Origin of the sequence: Phaeobacter sp. G2 (genome assembly GCA_025163595.1) — a bacterium.
Lineage (GTDB): Bacteria > Pseudomonadota > Alphaproteobacteria > Rhodobacterales > Rhodobacteraceae > Pseudophaeobacter.
Genome location: CP104100.1, coordinates 700,704 through 715,374, shown reverse-complemented (window position 1 = coordinate 715,374; position 14,671 = coordinate 700,704). Strand labels below are relative to the sequence as shown.

General features: G+C 58.7%; 13 protein-coding genes. 4 read left to right on the top strand and 9 right to left on the bottom strand.

The annotated features are described in order from the left end of the window. Nucleotides 1–54: 54 nt before the first annotated feature. The 5 genes from pheS to pyk form a co-directional block, all read right to left on the bottom strand. The gene (pheS, locus tag N1037_03475) at nt 55–1,128 is read right to left on the bottom strand and encodes a phenylalanine--tRNA ligase subunit alpha (GenBank protein ID UWS80100.1); all 1,074 of its coding nucleotides are present in this window, start codon (nt 1,126–1,128) and stop codon (nt 55–57) included. Nucleotides 1,129–1,805: 677 nt separating this feature from the next. Next, nucleotides 1,806–2,171, bottom strand: coding sequence for a 50S ribosomal protein L20 (gene rplT / locus N1037_03470; GenBank protein ID UWS80099.1), 366 nt, complete (start codon nt 2,169–2,171; stop codon nt 1,806–1,808). Between the two features lie 14 nt (nt 2,172–2,185). After that, nucleotides 2,186–2,386: a 50S ribosomal protein L35 gene (rpmI, locus tag N1037_03465; protein UWS80098.1), complete on the bottom strand. Its 201-nt coding sequence runs from the start codon at nt 2,384–2,386 to the stop codon at nt 2,186–2,188. Nucleotides 2,387–2,501: 115 nt separating this feature from the next. Further along, nucleotides 2,502–2,723 (bottom strand): hypothetical protein, encoded by a 222-nt coding sequence (locus N1037_03460; GenBank protein UWS80097.1) that lies wholly within the window; start codon nt 2,721–2,723, stop codon nt 2,502–2,504. Between the two features lie 42 nt (nt 2,724–2,765). Beyond that, nucleotides 2,766–4,211 carry a pyruvate kinase gene (pyk, locus tag N1037_03455; protein UWS80096.1) on the bottom strand — a complete coding sequence of 482 codons (1,446 nt, stop codon included), beginning with the start codon at nt 4,209–4,211 and terminating at the stop codon, nt 2,766–2,768. 153 nt (nt 4,212–4,364) lie between these two features. Here pyk and N1037_03450 point away from each other — a divergent pair, with 153 nt between their 5' ends. The 4 genes from N1037_03450 to N1037_03435 all read left to right on the top strand — a co-directional run bounded on the left by N1037_03450 (nt 4,365) and on the right by N1037_03435 (nt 8,043). Continuing rightward, nucleotides 4,365–5,105 carry an N-formylglutamate amidohydrolase gene (locus tag N1037_03450; protein ID UWS80095.1) on the top strand — a complete coding sequence of 247 codons (741 nt, stop codon included), beginning with the start codon at nt 4,365–4,367 and terminating at the stop codon, nt 5,103–5,105. Nucleotides 5,106–5,220: 115 nt separating this feature from the next. Continuing rightward, complete coding sequence (locus N1037_03445) at nt 5,221–5,535, top strand: DUF1244 domain-containing protein (protein UWS81300.1); 315 nt, start codon at nt 5,221–5,223, stop codon at nt 5,533–5,535. A gap of 134 nt (nt 5,536–5,669) precedes the next feature. Beyond that, on the top strand, nt 5,670–6,476 hold the full coding sequence (locus tag N1037_03440) for a dioxygenase (GenBank protein UWS80094.1): 807 nt from the start codon (nt 5,670–5,672) through the stop codon (nt 6,474–6,476). Between the two features lie 166 nt (nt 6,477–6,642). After that, on the top strand, nt 6,643–8,043 hold the full coding sequence (locus tag N1037_03435) for a M20 family metallopeptidase (GenBank protein ID UWS80093.1): 1,401 nt from the start codon (nt 6,643–6,645) through the stop codon (nt 8,041–8,043). Between the two features lie 144 nt (nt 8,044–8,187). Here the strand turns inward: N1037_03435 and N1037_03430 are convergent, their stop codons facing one another. From N1037_03430 to N1037_03415, 4 genes are all read right to left on the bottom strand, one after another. After that, nucleotides 8,188–11,277, bottom strand: coding sequence for an ATP-binding protein (locus tag N1037_03430; GenBank protein ID UWS80092.1), 3,090 nt, complete (start codon nt 11,275–11,277; stop codon nt 8,188–8,190). A gap of 371 nt (nt 11,278–11,648) precedes the next feature. Further along, the gene (locus N1037_03425) at nt 11,649–12,512 is read right to left on the bottom strand and encodes a D-amino-acid transaminase (protein UWS80091.1); all 864 of its coding nucleotides are present in this window, start codon (nt 12,510–12,512) and stop codon (nt 11,649–11,651) included. 10 nt (nt 12,513–12,522) lie between these two features. Continuing rightward, a complete protein-coding gene (locus N1037_03420) occupies nt 12,523–13,488 on the bottom strand; it encodes a dipeptide epimerase (GenBank protein ID UWS80090.1) in 966 nt (321 codons plus the stop codon). Between the two features lie 152 nt (nt 13,489–13,640). Beyond that, nucleotides 13,641–14,642, bottom strand: coding sequence for a DUF1611 domain-containing protein (locus N1037_03415; protein UWS80089.1), 1,002 nt, complete (start codon nt 14,640–14,642; stop codon nt 13,641–13,643). Nucleotides 14,643–14,671: the final 29 nt, after the last annotated feature.

Sequence of the window (14,671 nt, the reverse complement as noted above, 5' to 3'; positions counted from 1 at the left end):
CCATGGGGCGGGTCGGGCGCGACGCGGGGCTGACGCCCCACGAAACAGGTATTATTAACGGCTCAGACCACCATGCAGGGTCGGCACATCCAGGCATTGGAAGCCGTAGTGGCGCAGCCAGCGCAGGTCGGAATCAAAGAAAGCGCGCAGGTCGGGGATGCCGTATTTCAGCATCGCCAGACGGTCGATGCCGATGCCAAAGGCAAAGCCCTGATAGATATCCGGGTCGATACCGCCAGCGGCGATCACCTTGGGGTGCACCATGCCAGAGCCCAGGATCTCCATCCAGTCGTCGCCTTCGCCGATCTTTAGCTGGCCATTGTCCCAGCTGCAGCGAATATCGACCTCGGCCGATGGCTCGGTGAAGGGAAAGTGTGAGGCGCGGAAGCGCAGCTCGACGTCGTCCACCTCAAAGAAGCTTTTGACAAACTCTTCCAGCACCCATTTCAGGTTCGCCATCGAGATGTCCTTGTCCAACGCCAGGCCTTCGACCTGGTGGAACATCGGCGTGTGGGTCTGGTCATAGTCGGCACGATAGACACCGCCAGGGCAGATGATGCGCAGGGGCGCGCCCATTTTTTCCATCGACCGGATTTGCACCGGGCTGGTGTGCGTGCGCAGCACATGCGGCGGGCGGTCGTCGCCTTCCGCACGGTGCATGTAAAACGTATCCATCTCGGCGCGGGCCGGGTGGTGGCCGGGGATGTTCAGCGCGTCAAAGTTATACCAGTCGGTATCAATGCGCGGCCCTTCGGCAACGGAAAAGCCCAGTTCGGCAAAGATTGCGGTCAGCTCTTCCTGGGCCTGGCTGATCGGATGCAGGCTGCCCTGACGCGAAGGGCGGACCGGCAGGGTCACATCCAGCCATTCGGTGCGCAGACGTTCGTCCAGCGCGGCATCCGCCAGACCAGCCTTTTTGGCAGCAAGGGCCGAGTTGATCTCATCCTTCAGCGCATTCAGCGCCGGGCCGGCCACCTGGCGCTCTTCGGGCGTCATCTTGCCCAGCTCGCGCATCTTCAGTGCGACTTCGCCTTTTTTACCAACGGCGGCGAGACGGATGGCCTCCAGCGCGTTTTCATCGGCAGCATCGGCGATCTGCCCTAGATATTTTGCTTTAAGATCGTCCATGACGGTCCCCTGAGTTTTGGCTTATGCTCTGCTACCACAGGTGGGCGCGAAAGCAAGACCATGGCTGCGTTCCGTACCGCCCTGACGCGGGTTGAACCACAACAAACGCCCCGGAAACTGAGTTGCCGCTTGCATACCAGGGTTACGCGCCCTCCCCATGGCGCTGTTTCACAGTGCAGGGCGCAATCGACGGCCTGTCCGGCGGGCCAAATCCTCACCTCTGACAGGTCCGGCGTTTGCCCCATATAAAAAGCCCGCTCCCGATAGGAGTCGGCTTGGTCGCCGGTGCTGTTTCAGACCTGATCTGCGTGGATTCAAATCAAGCAGGTCTAGTTCAGCAATTTGACCGCTGTGCCAGTAGACACCCGGCAAGCCCAGCTAAAGGGACAGACCTGGATATTGCCAAACCGCGCATTGATCACCGCATCCGCCTTCAGTTTACACCTTTGATGTTCATGAGATTTTACCTGCTTCCCTACTGTTCAGCGGCAAACCTATAACAACAATCGACACAAGCAGCCTGAAATTGAAATGAGCCGATCAAAAACCACCGCTCCAGCTGCACTCATCGCGCCGGTTTTTCGGGTTCAGCCATAGAAAAAGGCCGCCCCCAAAGGAGCGGCCTTTCAAATCTGTAAAGCTATAAAAGCCTTAAGCTGCCAGTTCAGATTGCCAGCTTACGCTGCCAGTGCGGACTGGGCCTGGCGCACGATGGCACCAAAGGCTTCGGGCTCGTGCACGGCCAGGTCGGCCAGAACTTTACGGTCAACTTCGATGCCGGCCAGGGTCAGACCGTTGATGAAGCGGCTGTATGTCAGCGCTTCGTCGTGGCTGCGGACGGCGGCGTTGATACGCTGGATCCACAGAGCGCGGAAATTACGCTTGCGCGCCTTCCGGTCACGTGTTGCGTATTGATTTGCCTTGTCGACGGCCTGACGGGCGACTTTAAAGGTGCTCTTGCGGCGGCCATAATAACCTTTGGCTGCCTTGATGACCTTCTTGTGACGGGCGTGGGTTACGGTACCACCTTTAACGCGGGACATATCTCAAACTCCTCTTAGCGATCGTAGGGCATATAGCCCTTGACGATTTTGGTGTCGGGAGCGGAGAGCTCCGATGTGCCGCGTGCGTTACGGATGAATTTTTTGGTGCGTTTGATCATGCCGTGCTGTTTGCCGGCCTGAGCAGCCAGGACCTTACCGGTCGCTGTCACCTTAAAGCGCTTTTTGGCGCTCGATTTGGTCTTCATTTTGGGCATTTCCGTCTCCTTCAATGCGGGTTCGGTCTATGCGCGACTCGGCATGCCACTTCCGGCCGGCCACGCGAACAGGAGGGCCATGTACGAAAGCTGCTGCCAAAGGGCAAGCGAATTATCAGAATAAACGTCCCAAAACCGAGAAAAACACATCCGGGATCTGTTCCAGGCGGTAGCCACCGGGATGAGACAGCATCGCATAGGCGATCAGCCCCGCCCCCGCGAGCAGAAACAGACTGGGCACACGCGGCGGCTGGGTCTCGCTCACGGCTGACAGGATGGAGGGGATGGATAGCCCACCAAGGGCTATCCCCAGGATCAGTGCAAGATCAGTATCCATTTCACCCTCTTTAACAGCAGACTTATCACAACTGCTGAAAGGCTACTCTGGGTCTGTGCTGTAAATCAAACGCTCATCACAGGGTGCGACTCGCAGGATATTGGTGGTGCCGGGCACATTAAAGGGCACCCCAGCAGTGACCACGATCTGATCGGTTTCATTGGCAAAGCCACCAGCGCGGGCGGCACGGGCGGCGCCAACAACAGCGCCTTTGAAACGCCCCTGTTCAGAGGTCAGCACACAATAGCAGCCCCAGCTCAGCGCCAGCCGCCGGGCGGTGCGTGGCAGGGGCGTTAGCGCGATAATCGGCACGCCTGGGCGTTCGCGCGCCGTCAGCAGGGCGGTGGTGCCGCTTTGGGTAAAGCAGCAGATGGCCTTGATTTCGGTCTTTTCAGCAATCTCGCGGGCGGCAGCCACAATGGCATCCGCCACGGTGTCGCCCTTGGCAGAGCGCGAGGCGGCAATGATCTGGGCATAGGTGGGGTCGGCTTCGACCTCAACCGCGACCCGGTCCATGGTCTGCACCGCCTCGATGGGATAGCTGCCAGCAGCGGATTCCGCGCTCAGCATGATGGCATCTGTGCCTTCATAGATCGCCGTGGCGACATCCGAAACCTCTGCGCGGGTTGGCATTGGGCTGTCGATCATGCTTTCCAGCATCTGGGTCGCGACAATCACCGGCTTGGCCGCAGCACGGCATTTGCGCACCAGACGTTTCTGGATCGGCGGCACCGCCGCCACGGGCAGCTCAACCCCCAGATCCCCGCGCGCCACCATGATGCCATCGGACGCATCGAGAATTTCACTAAACCGGTCCACTGCCGAAGGTTTTTCGATCTTGGAGAGCACCGCCGCGCGGCCATCCGCCAGCCCCTTGGCCTCGAACACATCCTTGGCCCGCTGCACAAAGGACAGCGCCAGCCAATCCACCCCCAGACCACAGGCAAATTCCAGATCCGCCCGGTCTTTCTCCGACAGCGCTGCCAGGGGCAGGACGACATCGGGCACGTTGACGCCCTTGCGGTTAGAGATGATGCCGCCAATCACCACTTCGCAATCGGCAAAATCAGCCCCACAGCTCACAACCTTGAGACGGATCTTGCCGTCATTGACCAAAAGATGCGCACCGGGTTCCAAAGCGGCAAAAATCTCTGGATGCGGCAGGCACACCCGCGACAGATCGCCTTCGGTGGTGTCCAGATCCATCCGGAACCCCGCGCCGGGCACCAGGTTTTCTTCGCCCTTGGCAAAGACACCAACCCGCAGTTTTGGCCCCTGAAGATCCGCCAGAATCCCGATAGAGCGGTCCAGGTCCTGTTCAACCTGGCGAATGATGGCATGTTTTTCCGCGATCTCGGCCTGGGTGCCGTGGGACATGTTCAGACGGAACACATCTGCTCCGGCCTCAAACAGCGCCCGGATGGTATCATAGGTTTCCGACGCGGGCCCGAGGGTGGCAACAATCTTTACATTGCGCGAGCGTTTCATCAGGTTTCTCCTTCAGGGCATATCATGGGCCACCGTGCGGCCATGTGACTATAGAGCAAATGTTACCGCAAACGGTCTTTGGAGAGCTTATCACCCAATTCCCATTCTGCTGCAACTGCAGTAAAGCTATTCCCAACAACAGGCGACAAATCCATGACATACAGCCCATTTATTACCGAAGGGGTAAACCGCCCCAGCCGCTGGCTCATCACCTGCGATCACGCCAGCAATGTGGTGCCGCCCTTTGTTGGCAACGGTGACCTCGGCCTGCCGGCGGCCGATATGCAACGTCACATCGCTTATGACCCCGGCGCGCTGGCGCTGTGCAAACTGCTGGGGGAACGCCTGAACGCCCCGGTTGTGGCCTCGAATTTTTCTCGGCTGGTGATCGACCCCAATCGGGGCGAAGATGATCCCACCCTGGTGATGCAGCTGTATGACGGGACAATCATCCCCGCCAACCGTCACGTCGATGCGGCCGAACGCGAAAGGCGCCTTGCGCGCTGCTATCGTCCCTATCATGGGGCTTTGGCCGAATTGGCCGCGCGCCGCCCTGACACCGTGCTCGTCTCGGTGCATTCCTTTACGCCGCAGCTGCGGGGGCGCGCACCGCGCCCCTGGGAGGTCGGCATCCTGCAACCAGAGGCTGAGCGGTTCTCGCCCCATCTGATCGCCACCCTTCAGGCCCCGGGGGATCTCTGCGTCGGGATCAACGAGCCCTATACCGGCTACCTGCCCGGTGATACAATTGACACCCATGGCACCAAGATGGGCCGCCCCAATACCTTGATTGAGCTGCGCAACGATCTGATTGCCGATGACGCCGGACAACAGCTCTGGGCCGATCGGCTGGCCACATCCCTGTCGCAGGCCCTGATCGCTTCGGGGCTGTAGGGCGCTTTCACCGCATTGTGTGGCGACGTTGTGCCCTTTGGGCGGGGTTGCTAGAACATCACAGGACCCCAGCACAAATCAGGAGCCCCCAATGGACAAGCAGATCGCCCCACAGATCGACCCACAGACCGAGATCGAACTCCAGGCCGCCGCCTTTCGCCGCCTGCAAAAGCACCTGATGGAAGACCGCACCGATGTTCAGAACATCGACATGATGAACCTGACAGGCTTTTGTCGCAATTGCCTCAGCCGCTGGTATCAGGAAGCCGCCAATGAGCGCGGCATCGAAATGGACAAGGCACAAGCCCGCGAAATCTACTACGGCATGACCATGGATGAGTGGAAAACCAACTACCAGACCGAAGCCAGCCCGGAAAAACAGGCCGAATTCCAAACCGCCTTCAAAGAAAACGTAACGGACAAAACCTAGGGGGAAGCCCCCCTCCCTCTCTGCACCAATAGACTGGCGCGGTCGCACACAGGTGCTGTGCGGCCAGAGAGATGTAAACGGGCTGCGGCGGGGCCTAGGGTATCAGCACATATCGCTCGCCCCGGAGAATAACTATGGTCCAGTCTGCCGCCAGAATGCCCGCCTATTTCATCTCTCACGGTGGGGGCCCCTGGCCCTGGCTGCCCGATTGGCGGGCCGAGTTTGCGCCTTTGGAAGCCTCCCTCGCGCAAATGCCTGCCCAGTTGCCACAGCGCCCCAAGGCGGTGCTGATGATCTCTGGCCATTGGGAAAGTGATTGTTTTGCAGTCATGTCGGCTGCCAAGCCGCCGATGGTTTATGACTATTCCGGCTTCCCGGCTGAAACCTATGACATCACCTACCCCGCCCCCGGCGCCCCAGATCTCGCCACGCGCGTCGCGGATCTGGTCGCACAGGCGGGGCTGCCCAGCAAATTGGATTCGCAGATGGGGTTTGACCATGGCTGTTTTGTGCCCATGGCCATTATGTATCCTAAGGCAGACATCCCCCTGTTTCAGGTCTCCCTGCGCCATGGCTATGACCCGGACCAGCATTTCAGGCTGGGCCGCGCCCTGGCGCCGCTGCGCGACGCAGGTGTTCTGATCGTGGGTTCCGGGCTCAGCTACCACAACCTCGGCCTTTTTGGTCCTGCAGCCAAACAGCCGTCGCAACAGTTCGATGCCTGGCTCGACGCGTCTTTGGCCCTGCCGCAACCTGCGCGCACTGCGGCGTTGCTGAACTGGGAACAAGCGCCCGCCGCCCGCACCTGTCATGCAAAGGAAGACCACTTTGCGCCAATCTTTGCCGCACTGGGTGCCGCCGAAGATGAGACCGCGACGCGGATCTACCACCAAACTGGTATTTTTGGCGGCGTGACGGCCTCTGGCTATCGCTTTGGTTAGGGGCGCGCGGCGCAGCCCCCGGTGAAAATCGCCCCAGTGACTCTGGTCATATCTTATGGTCGAATAAACGTGGCCCCTGCATGACGCGGCCGTAGCCCTGCCCGCAACTGAAACGGCATAGGGCCCGCCCTGAGTTCCAGAAGACCAAGAAACGGACCCATCCCAGATGACCCGCAATGACGCCCTGACCCAAGCAACCGAGTATTTTGAAAGCGGGCGCCTTCAGTCCGACCTGGCCGCACTGGTGGCCTATCGCAGTGAAAGCCAGAACCCCGATCAGGCTCCGGTGCTGCAGCAGTATCTGCAAGAGGCCATGCAACCCCGGCTCGAGGCGATGGGCTTTGCCTGTTCGATCCACGAAAACCCACATTCACAGATGCACGCAGGTCCCTTTTTGCTGGGCACACGGATCGAAGATCCAGCCCTGCCGACGGTGCTGACCTATGGCCATGGCGATGTGATCTGGGGACAGGACAGCGAATGGCGCGACGGGCTCACTCCGTTTGAGCTGATTGAAGTGGAGGACCGTCTGTATGGCCGCGGCGCGGCGGACAACAAGGTGCAGCATTTGATCAATATCGCGGCGCTTGAATCTGTGCTGGCCGTGCGTGGCACGCTTGGCTTCAACGTCAAAATCGTTCTGGAAATGGGCGAAGAAATTGGCTCACCCGGCCTGGCAGACATGATGGACAGGCACCGCGACACTCTGGCAGCGGATGTTTTGATCGCCTCTGACGGACCACGGCTCAGCGCCGAAACTCCCACGATGTTCATGGGGTCACGTGGTGGGCTGGGCTTTGATCTGGTGGTGGATCTGCGCAAAAGCGCGCATCACTCGGGCAATTGGGGTGGGTTGCTGGCCGATCCCGCGATCATTCTGGCCCAGGCCTTGGCCAGTATCACAGATGCACGCGGCCAGCTGCAAATTCCCGAATGGCGCCCGACCAGCCTGACACCAAGAATACGCGCGGCATTGCGGGATTTGCCCGTGGGCACCGACGGAGGATCCACAGTCGACAGCGATTGGGGCGAAGAAAGCCTCACCCCTGCAGAACGCGCCTATGGCTGGAACAGTTTTACGATCCTGGCGATGAAAGCGGGGCTCCCCGAAGCCCCGGTCAACGCCATCGCCCCAATGGCCTGGGCCCGGTGCCAGTTGCGCTATGTGGTTGGCACCGACATTGAACAGACGCTGCCGGCCCTGCGCCGCCACCTGGACGCAAAAGGCTTCGACAAGGTCCAGATCAAACCTTTGGACGAAGCTGTGTTCGCCGCCACCCGACTAGATCCCGACCATCCTTGGGTGACCTATGTGCAGGCCTCTCTGCAGCAGACAACAGGCAAGCCCCCCCATGTTCTGCCCAACCTGGCCGGATCGCTGCCCAATGACTGCTTTGCCGAGGTGCTGGGCCTGCCGACCATCTGGATCCCGCACAGCTATCTGGGGTGCAATCAACACGCCCCGGATGAGCACGTCCTGAAATCGGTGTGCCGCGAAGCCATGCAGGTTATGGCAGGCCTGTTCTGGGACATCGGGATCCACGCCCCCGGGGGCGCAACGACTTAGCAGGTGATGCAGGACCCTATACCCAGGCTGCGCAGCTCTGCGCACCCTGGGAACCTGACAGCCCTAGAATTTTGAAAGCACCGAAACAACCCGGTGGTCAGCTGACAAAGCCTCCCCTCCGTTTTACCGCGTAAAGCCTAAGCATCAGGAGCTTGGCGGCTGTTTCAAGCCTGTTGTCACCGCCTTGAAAACCGCTGCCAGCAAATCACGGCGCTGGACCGGTTTCATCAGGCGTATGTCCTCGGGGCGCAGACCATTGCCATGAATCGTTGATTCACTGGCATACCCAGACATGAAGACAACAGGGAGCTCTGGCGCGAGCTCTCTCAGACGTCGGCTCAGTGTCGTCCCCTGCAGCTTGCCAGGCATCACGATATCCGTCAGCAGCATGTCAAATCCGTCTGGGTCACGTGTAAAGATCTCCAAAGCCTGATCCCCTGATGCGGCCTCAACAACCTCGTAGCCTGCCTTTTCAAGAACGGTTACCAAGATCGCCAGCACTTCAGCCTCATCTTCAACCGCAAGAATTCGGCCACTTTGGGTATGATCCGCATCGCTGCGCTCAATTGGGGGCGCGACAATGGCGTCAGGCTCATCTGCATTTACCGGGAAATACAGCTTGAAAGTTGTTCCGACATCGGGCTCGGAATACACTTGGACTGTGCCCCCTGATTGCTGCATAAAGCCTTCGACCATCGACAGCCCAAGCCCAGATCCAGCCCCCGGCGCCTTGGTTGAATAGAAGGGCTCAAAAACATGCTGAACTGTGTCTTCTGACATGCCATGCCCAGTATCCGACACGGCCAACATGACATAGCGCCCCGGTTCCAATTCCGCCAAGCGGCTGTCTACATAGGTCTGGTCAATGCGCATATTGGCTGTTTCGATCGTCAAACTACCCCCTTCGGGCATCGCATCCCGGGCATTCACAATCAAATTCAACAAGGCGCTTTCCGTTGAGCTTGGATCCGCTGTGATCTTCCACAATCCAGCCAAAAGCGTGGTTTCGACTGAAATGCGTGCTGACAAGGTGCGCCCGATCCAATTGCCTGCGTCACTCACCAAACGGTTGAGATCAATGATTTCGGGTTCCAGTCTGGCCTTGCGGGCAAAGGCCAGCATATTGCCGGTCAGATCCGCCCCGCGTTTTGTAGCGTTGATACTGCCGGTTATCAGCTGCCGGTGCTCTTCTTGTTCGATGTCATCCAGCAACAGTTCAAGATTGCCCATGATCACCGCAAGCAAGTTGTTAAAGTCATGGGCCACCCCACCGGTCATTTGACCAATGGCCTCGTTCTTTTGCGCACGGCTAGAGACCTCGCGTTCGTGTTCAAACCGGTGCTGCGCCTCGATCTCTCGTGTCACATCCAAGAAGAACGCCTCGACGACTTTTGCGCCATCGCTTTTACTGCGGGGTTGACTGCCAAAGAAATCCAGCCAGCGGGTCACTCCGCTTCGAGAGGTGATCTTGTACCGATGCTGGAATTGCGCACCTGTCTCGAGCGCCTGACGTCTGAGCTCTCTAAATTGTACCAGGTCGTCGGGATCATGGGCACGGCTCAAAATGCCAGGGTCCGCCAGGATTTCCTCGGCGCTGGCCTCCCAGATCGCCTCGCACTGCGGACTGACATAGGTGATCTTCACCTGCCCCTCTGCGGCATACTCACTTTGGATAACGGCACCGGGCAAATTACGAATGATCAGGTCCAGCCGCTCTTCGGCAGCCCGTTGCATCATTTCGGCTTCGTGTCGGTCTGAAATGTTTCGAATGACAAAAATCGTCTCTTTGCGGTCGGAAACCGGGCAGACCCGAGCCTCGAAATGTTGGGTCTTTCCAGCGACGCCTAAAGTGTACTCCCAGGCCGGAACCCCGCCGGTTTCAACAACCTTCAGACGGATTTCTTCAAATTTCGCCCCAAGATCCGCGGGCAGAATATCAGTGAACTTACTGCCCAGAAACGTTTCAGGCGACAAATAGAGATCGGCCTCATTATAGGCCCGGTAGTCGAGTATTTCCCCTTCGGGCCCAACGCGGAAATATGTGTCAGGCAAGGCCTCCAGCAGCGCGGACATCGTTTCAACCCGGTGCTGCCTATCGGCTTCTGCCTCTTGGCGTTCGTTTGAAATGCCCCGGATACTCTGCGTCAGGGCATCTATTTCAGTCACCGACGACGCGCTGACCGGCTGCGCGGCAGAGTCGGATCCACCCTGGCGATCCACCAGGCGAACTACCTCTCGATGGAGGGCATTAAAGGGTTTGTAGACAGTGCGCTCCATCACCCTGGCGGCAAGCCTCCAAAGCAAGACGACCACGGCAGTTATCAGGGCCAAATGGAGCAAAATGCGGTTGCGGCCCCCCTGCAACGCCTCATCACCTGCAAGCCCCAAGCTGAGAAACAGCTTTTGATCGGCACCTCCATCGTAGAAAACGCGATGAGAATAGACACGACGAACGCCGTCCCCGGCATCAAAGGTTTCAGCCGTTTCGGTCCTTTGCCAGTCTTTGCCCCCGCCAAAGTTTTTGGCGGCTCGGCCGTGCAGGTCCTCCTGTTTGGGAAAGGTGGCAACCATTTGATTATGAGAATCAATAATGTAGGCCACGGAATTTTCGGGCAAGCTCTCCTCTGCCAGCCTGTCGCTCCACCAGTCCAAAGCCACAAAGGCAATGAGCACCCCGGCAATGTCACCCGTGTCTTTTGTTCGAACCGGATAGGAAAAGCCAATGCTCGCCTGTTGCAGGCCCCTATCAAACATATATGTCCCGGCGTTAAAGCCTCCCTCTTGCATTGTTTTTTGGAAATAGCCCTGATCGCCGAGATCAACAGGCTCGGCACCTGCTGCCCCGGCACAGACCATTTTACCCGATGCATCTGACACCCCAAGGTTCAGGTAATTCGGAACAAGAGGCAGCACCCCTGCTAAAAACGCCCCGCATTCTGGCGATCCGGGATCTTGCAGCGCAGGCGCCTGTGCAAGCTCAATCAAAAACGCACGGGTTTCATCTATTCGCCGCGCCTGCGCCCGCTCTATCCGCGCGGTGATCGCATCTGTTTTTTCAGCTCGTTCTTCCAGGAGCCTAGCGCGTTCCATAACCCCCATTTGGATCATGATGGCAATCGCCGGCACGGCAATGATCAACAAGAGAATTTCCAACCGAAACCGAAGGGACTTAACGATTTCAGAGCCTTTCACAGCTGCTTTGATTGGCACATCTTCTAGTGGCTGATCATTCATTTACTTTCTCAACATGGCGGGAAGCGCAGGATATTTTATGACATCCGCACAGCTGCTAAATACCTTTCAGCAGCGGCTCACCCTCGACATGAAACTTTTATCTTTGCCAGACGGGGCTTTAGACAAAAACAGGGGGTGAGGCAGGCTTTCTAAAAACAGTAAGCCGCCAGTGGACAATGATGCAAGGACAATCCGTGCCCCCAAAAAGCTGGCGCATCCGCCGAATGTGATCTGCCCCCTGCCCACAAACACCAATGCACCAGCAGGGCAAAAACAAGGCCCCCGCCAAGCGTTGGCAGGGGCCTGTTCAAGAATACAAAATTCACTGCCCGTCGGCGCGGGATCTCTAAAGGAGCGTCAGCTCTTCAGATTTAGATCGCCGCCTTCAGGCTTTCATCCAGGTAGATCTCCCGCAGACGCTTGGCAATCGGCCCGGGCGTGCCATCCCCCAGCGCCACACCGTCGATTTCAACCACTGGCATCACAAAGGCGCTGGCAGAGGTGGTGAAAGCCTCATCCGCCTCTTTCGCCTCGTCAATGGTGAACAGACGCTCTTCCACTTCCATCTGCGCCTCAGCCGCCATGCGCAGAACCGCCTTGCGAGTGATGCCATGCAGGATATCGGTGCTCAGCGGGCGGGTCACGATTTTGCCATTCTTGACAAAATAGGCGTTGTTCGAGGTGCCTTCGGTGACATAGCCGTCCTCGACCAGCCAGGCGTCATCCGCGCCGGCTTTCTTGGCCATCATCTTTCCCATCGATGGGTACAGCAGCTGCACGGTCTTGATGTCGCGACGGCCCCAGCGGATGTCCTCAATCGAAATGATCTTGGCGCCTTTCTTGGCAGCCGGGTTGTCCGCCAGACCGGGCTTGTTCTGGGTGAACAAAACGATGGTTGGTTTTGTCGTCTCGGGGTCGGGAAAAACAAAATCGCGGTCGCCATCAGATCCACGGGTGATCTGCAGATAGACCATCCCCTCAACGATACCGTTGCGGGCAACCAGCTCCCGGTGAATCTCCAGCAGCTCATCCTTGGTACAGGCCGCAGCCATGTCCAGCTCGTTGAGCGACCGCTCCAGCCGCGCAGCGTGGCCTTCAAAATCGATCAGCTTGCCATCCAGAACGGATGTCACCTCATAGACGCCATCGGCCATCAGAAATCCGCGGTCAAAAATCGAAACGGTTGCTTCGGTCTCGGGCAGGTATTCGCCATTCACATAAACAGTACGGGTCATCGTGGTCTCCTCAACCCCAGAGCGCGGCCTTCGGCGGATGCACCCCGGCGGCGTCAAATTTCAATGGTTCATCGCGGTCTTCGGCCAGCAGAAGCGGCCCGTCAAGGTCTGTTACCAAAACACCCTGCGCCAGCAATGTCGCAGGGGCCATCGCCAGGGACGAGCCAACCATGCAGCCAACCATGACATCATAGCCCAGCGCCAGCGCCTCCTGGCGCAGTTTCAACGCCTCGGTGAGGCCGCCAGTCTTGTCCAGTTTGATGTTCACCACATCATATTTACCTTTGAGTTTTGGCAGGCTGGCGCGATCATGGCAGCTCTCATCCGCGCAAACCGGCACCGGACGCTCCATGCCAATCAGCGCGTCGTCCTCACCGGCAGGCAGCGGCTGCTCCACCAATTCCACGCCCAACCGCACCAGATGTGGCGCCAACTCGGCGTAGACCTCCGCAGACCAGCCTTCATTGGCATCAATGATGATCTTCGCCTCTGGCGCACCCGCACGCACGGCCTCAAGTCGGGGCATATCATCTGGTGTACCCAGCTTGATCTTCAACAGGGGACGATGGGCATTTTCCGCCGCCTGTTTTTGCATCTCTTCGGGGCTGGCCAGCGACAGGGTATAGGCGGTGATCTCAGGCCCCGGCGCAGGCAGCCCGGCCAGTTCCCAAACCCGCTTACCAGCTTGCTTTGCCTCCAGATCCCACAGCGCGCAATCCACCGCATTGCGGGCCGCCCCGGCAGGCAACAGATCTTGCAATTCTGCACGGGTAAACGCCGCCGGCAGGCCGGCTATCTCAGCGGTGACGCTTTCCAGGGTCTCATTGTAACGCGCATAGGGCACACATTCGCCCCAGCCCACAAACCCTGATTTTTCCACCTTTACCGTCAGCACCCTGGCTTCGGTCCGCGATCCCCGCGAGATGGTAAAAACCTGCGCCAGCTTAAATACATCCGCAGTCACTGTGATTTTCATAAAGCAGCCCTTTGTTCATGCCCCCTGAAATCACCAAAGAGCCATGGCTAGAGCCGCTGTAGAACGCGGCCCCATCTTTTCATCTTGCCAAAAATACCTCCGCCGGAGGCTCCAGTCCTAAAGGACAAGCACCTCCGGCGGGGATAGTTAGATCAGATCGCAGCCAAAGCGTCTACCAGACGGCCAGCCCCGTGACGGTATGGGTCGACCGCAGGCAGACCCATGCGCGCTTCGGTCTCTGCCAGATATTTTGTCGCTTCATCTTCAGACAGATGTTGCGTGTTCACAGAGATCCCAACGATCTTGCAAGCCGCATTGGCCCGCAGCGCCAGCGGCAGGGCCACATCACGCAGCTCTTCCAGCGAAGGAACCGAATAATCCGGCAGACCGCGCATATGCGACCGGGTCGGTTCGTGGCACAGAATCAGCGCATCTGGCTGACCGCCATGAACCAAGGCCATGGTCACACCGGAATAGGACACATGGAACAACGACCCCTGACCCTCGATCAGGTCCCAGTGGTCGTCGTCATTGTCAGGGGTCAGATACTCAACCGAGCCCGCCATGAAATCAGCGATGACCGCATCCAGCGGCACACCGTGACCGGTGATCAGAATACCGGTCTGGCCGGTGGCCCGGAAGGTCGATTTCATCCCGCGCTTTTGCATTTCGGCGTCCATCGCCAGAGCGGTGTACATCTTGCCAACCGAACAATCAGTGCCAACCGCCAGGCAGCGCTTGCCGGTGCGGTTCACGCCATTGGCAATCGGATAGCCATCGGTGGGCACCCGCACGTCATGCAAGGTGCCGCCATGGGTCTGCGCCGCTGCCACCAGATCGCCTTCGTCGCGCAACAGGTTATGCAGGCCCGAGGCCAGATCATAGCCCATCTCGAGCGCCTGAATCAGCACTTCTTTCCAGGCGTCGGAAATGACGCCCCCGCGGTTGGCCACGCCAATCACCAGCGTCTTGGCCCCCGCCGCCTTGGCCTCAGCCAGGGTCATTTCGGTCAGGCCAAGATCCGCGCCACAGCCAGGCAAGCGAATTTGGCCCACCGCGTGTTCCGGACGCCAGTCACGGATGCCAATGGCAACCTTGGCTGCCAGCATGTCAGGCGCATCGCCCAGGAACAACAGGTATGGTGTCTCGATCATCTCGGGCCCTCCATCAATTTACGTTTCCT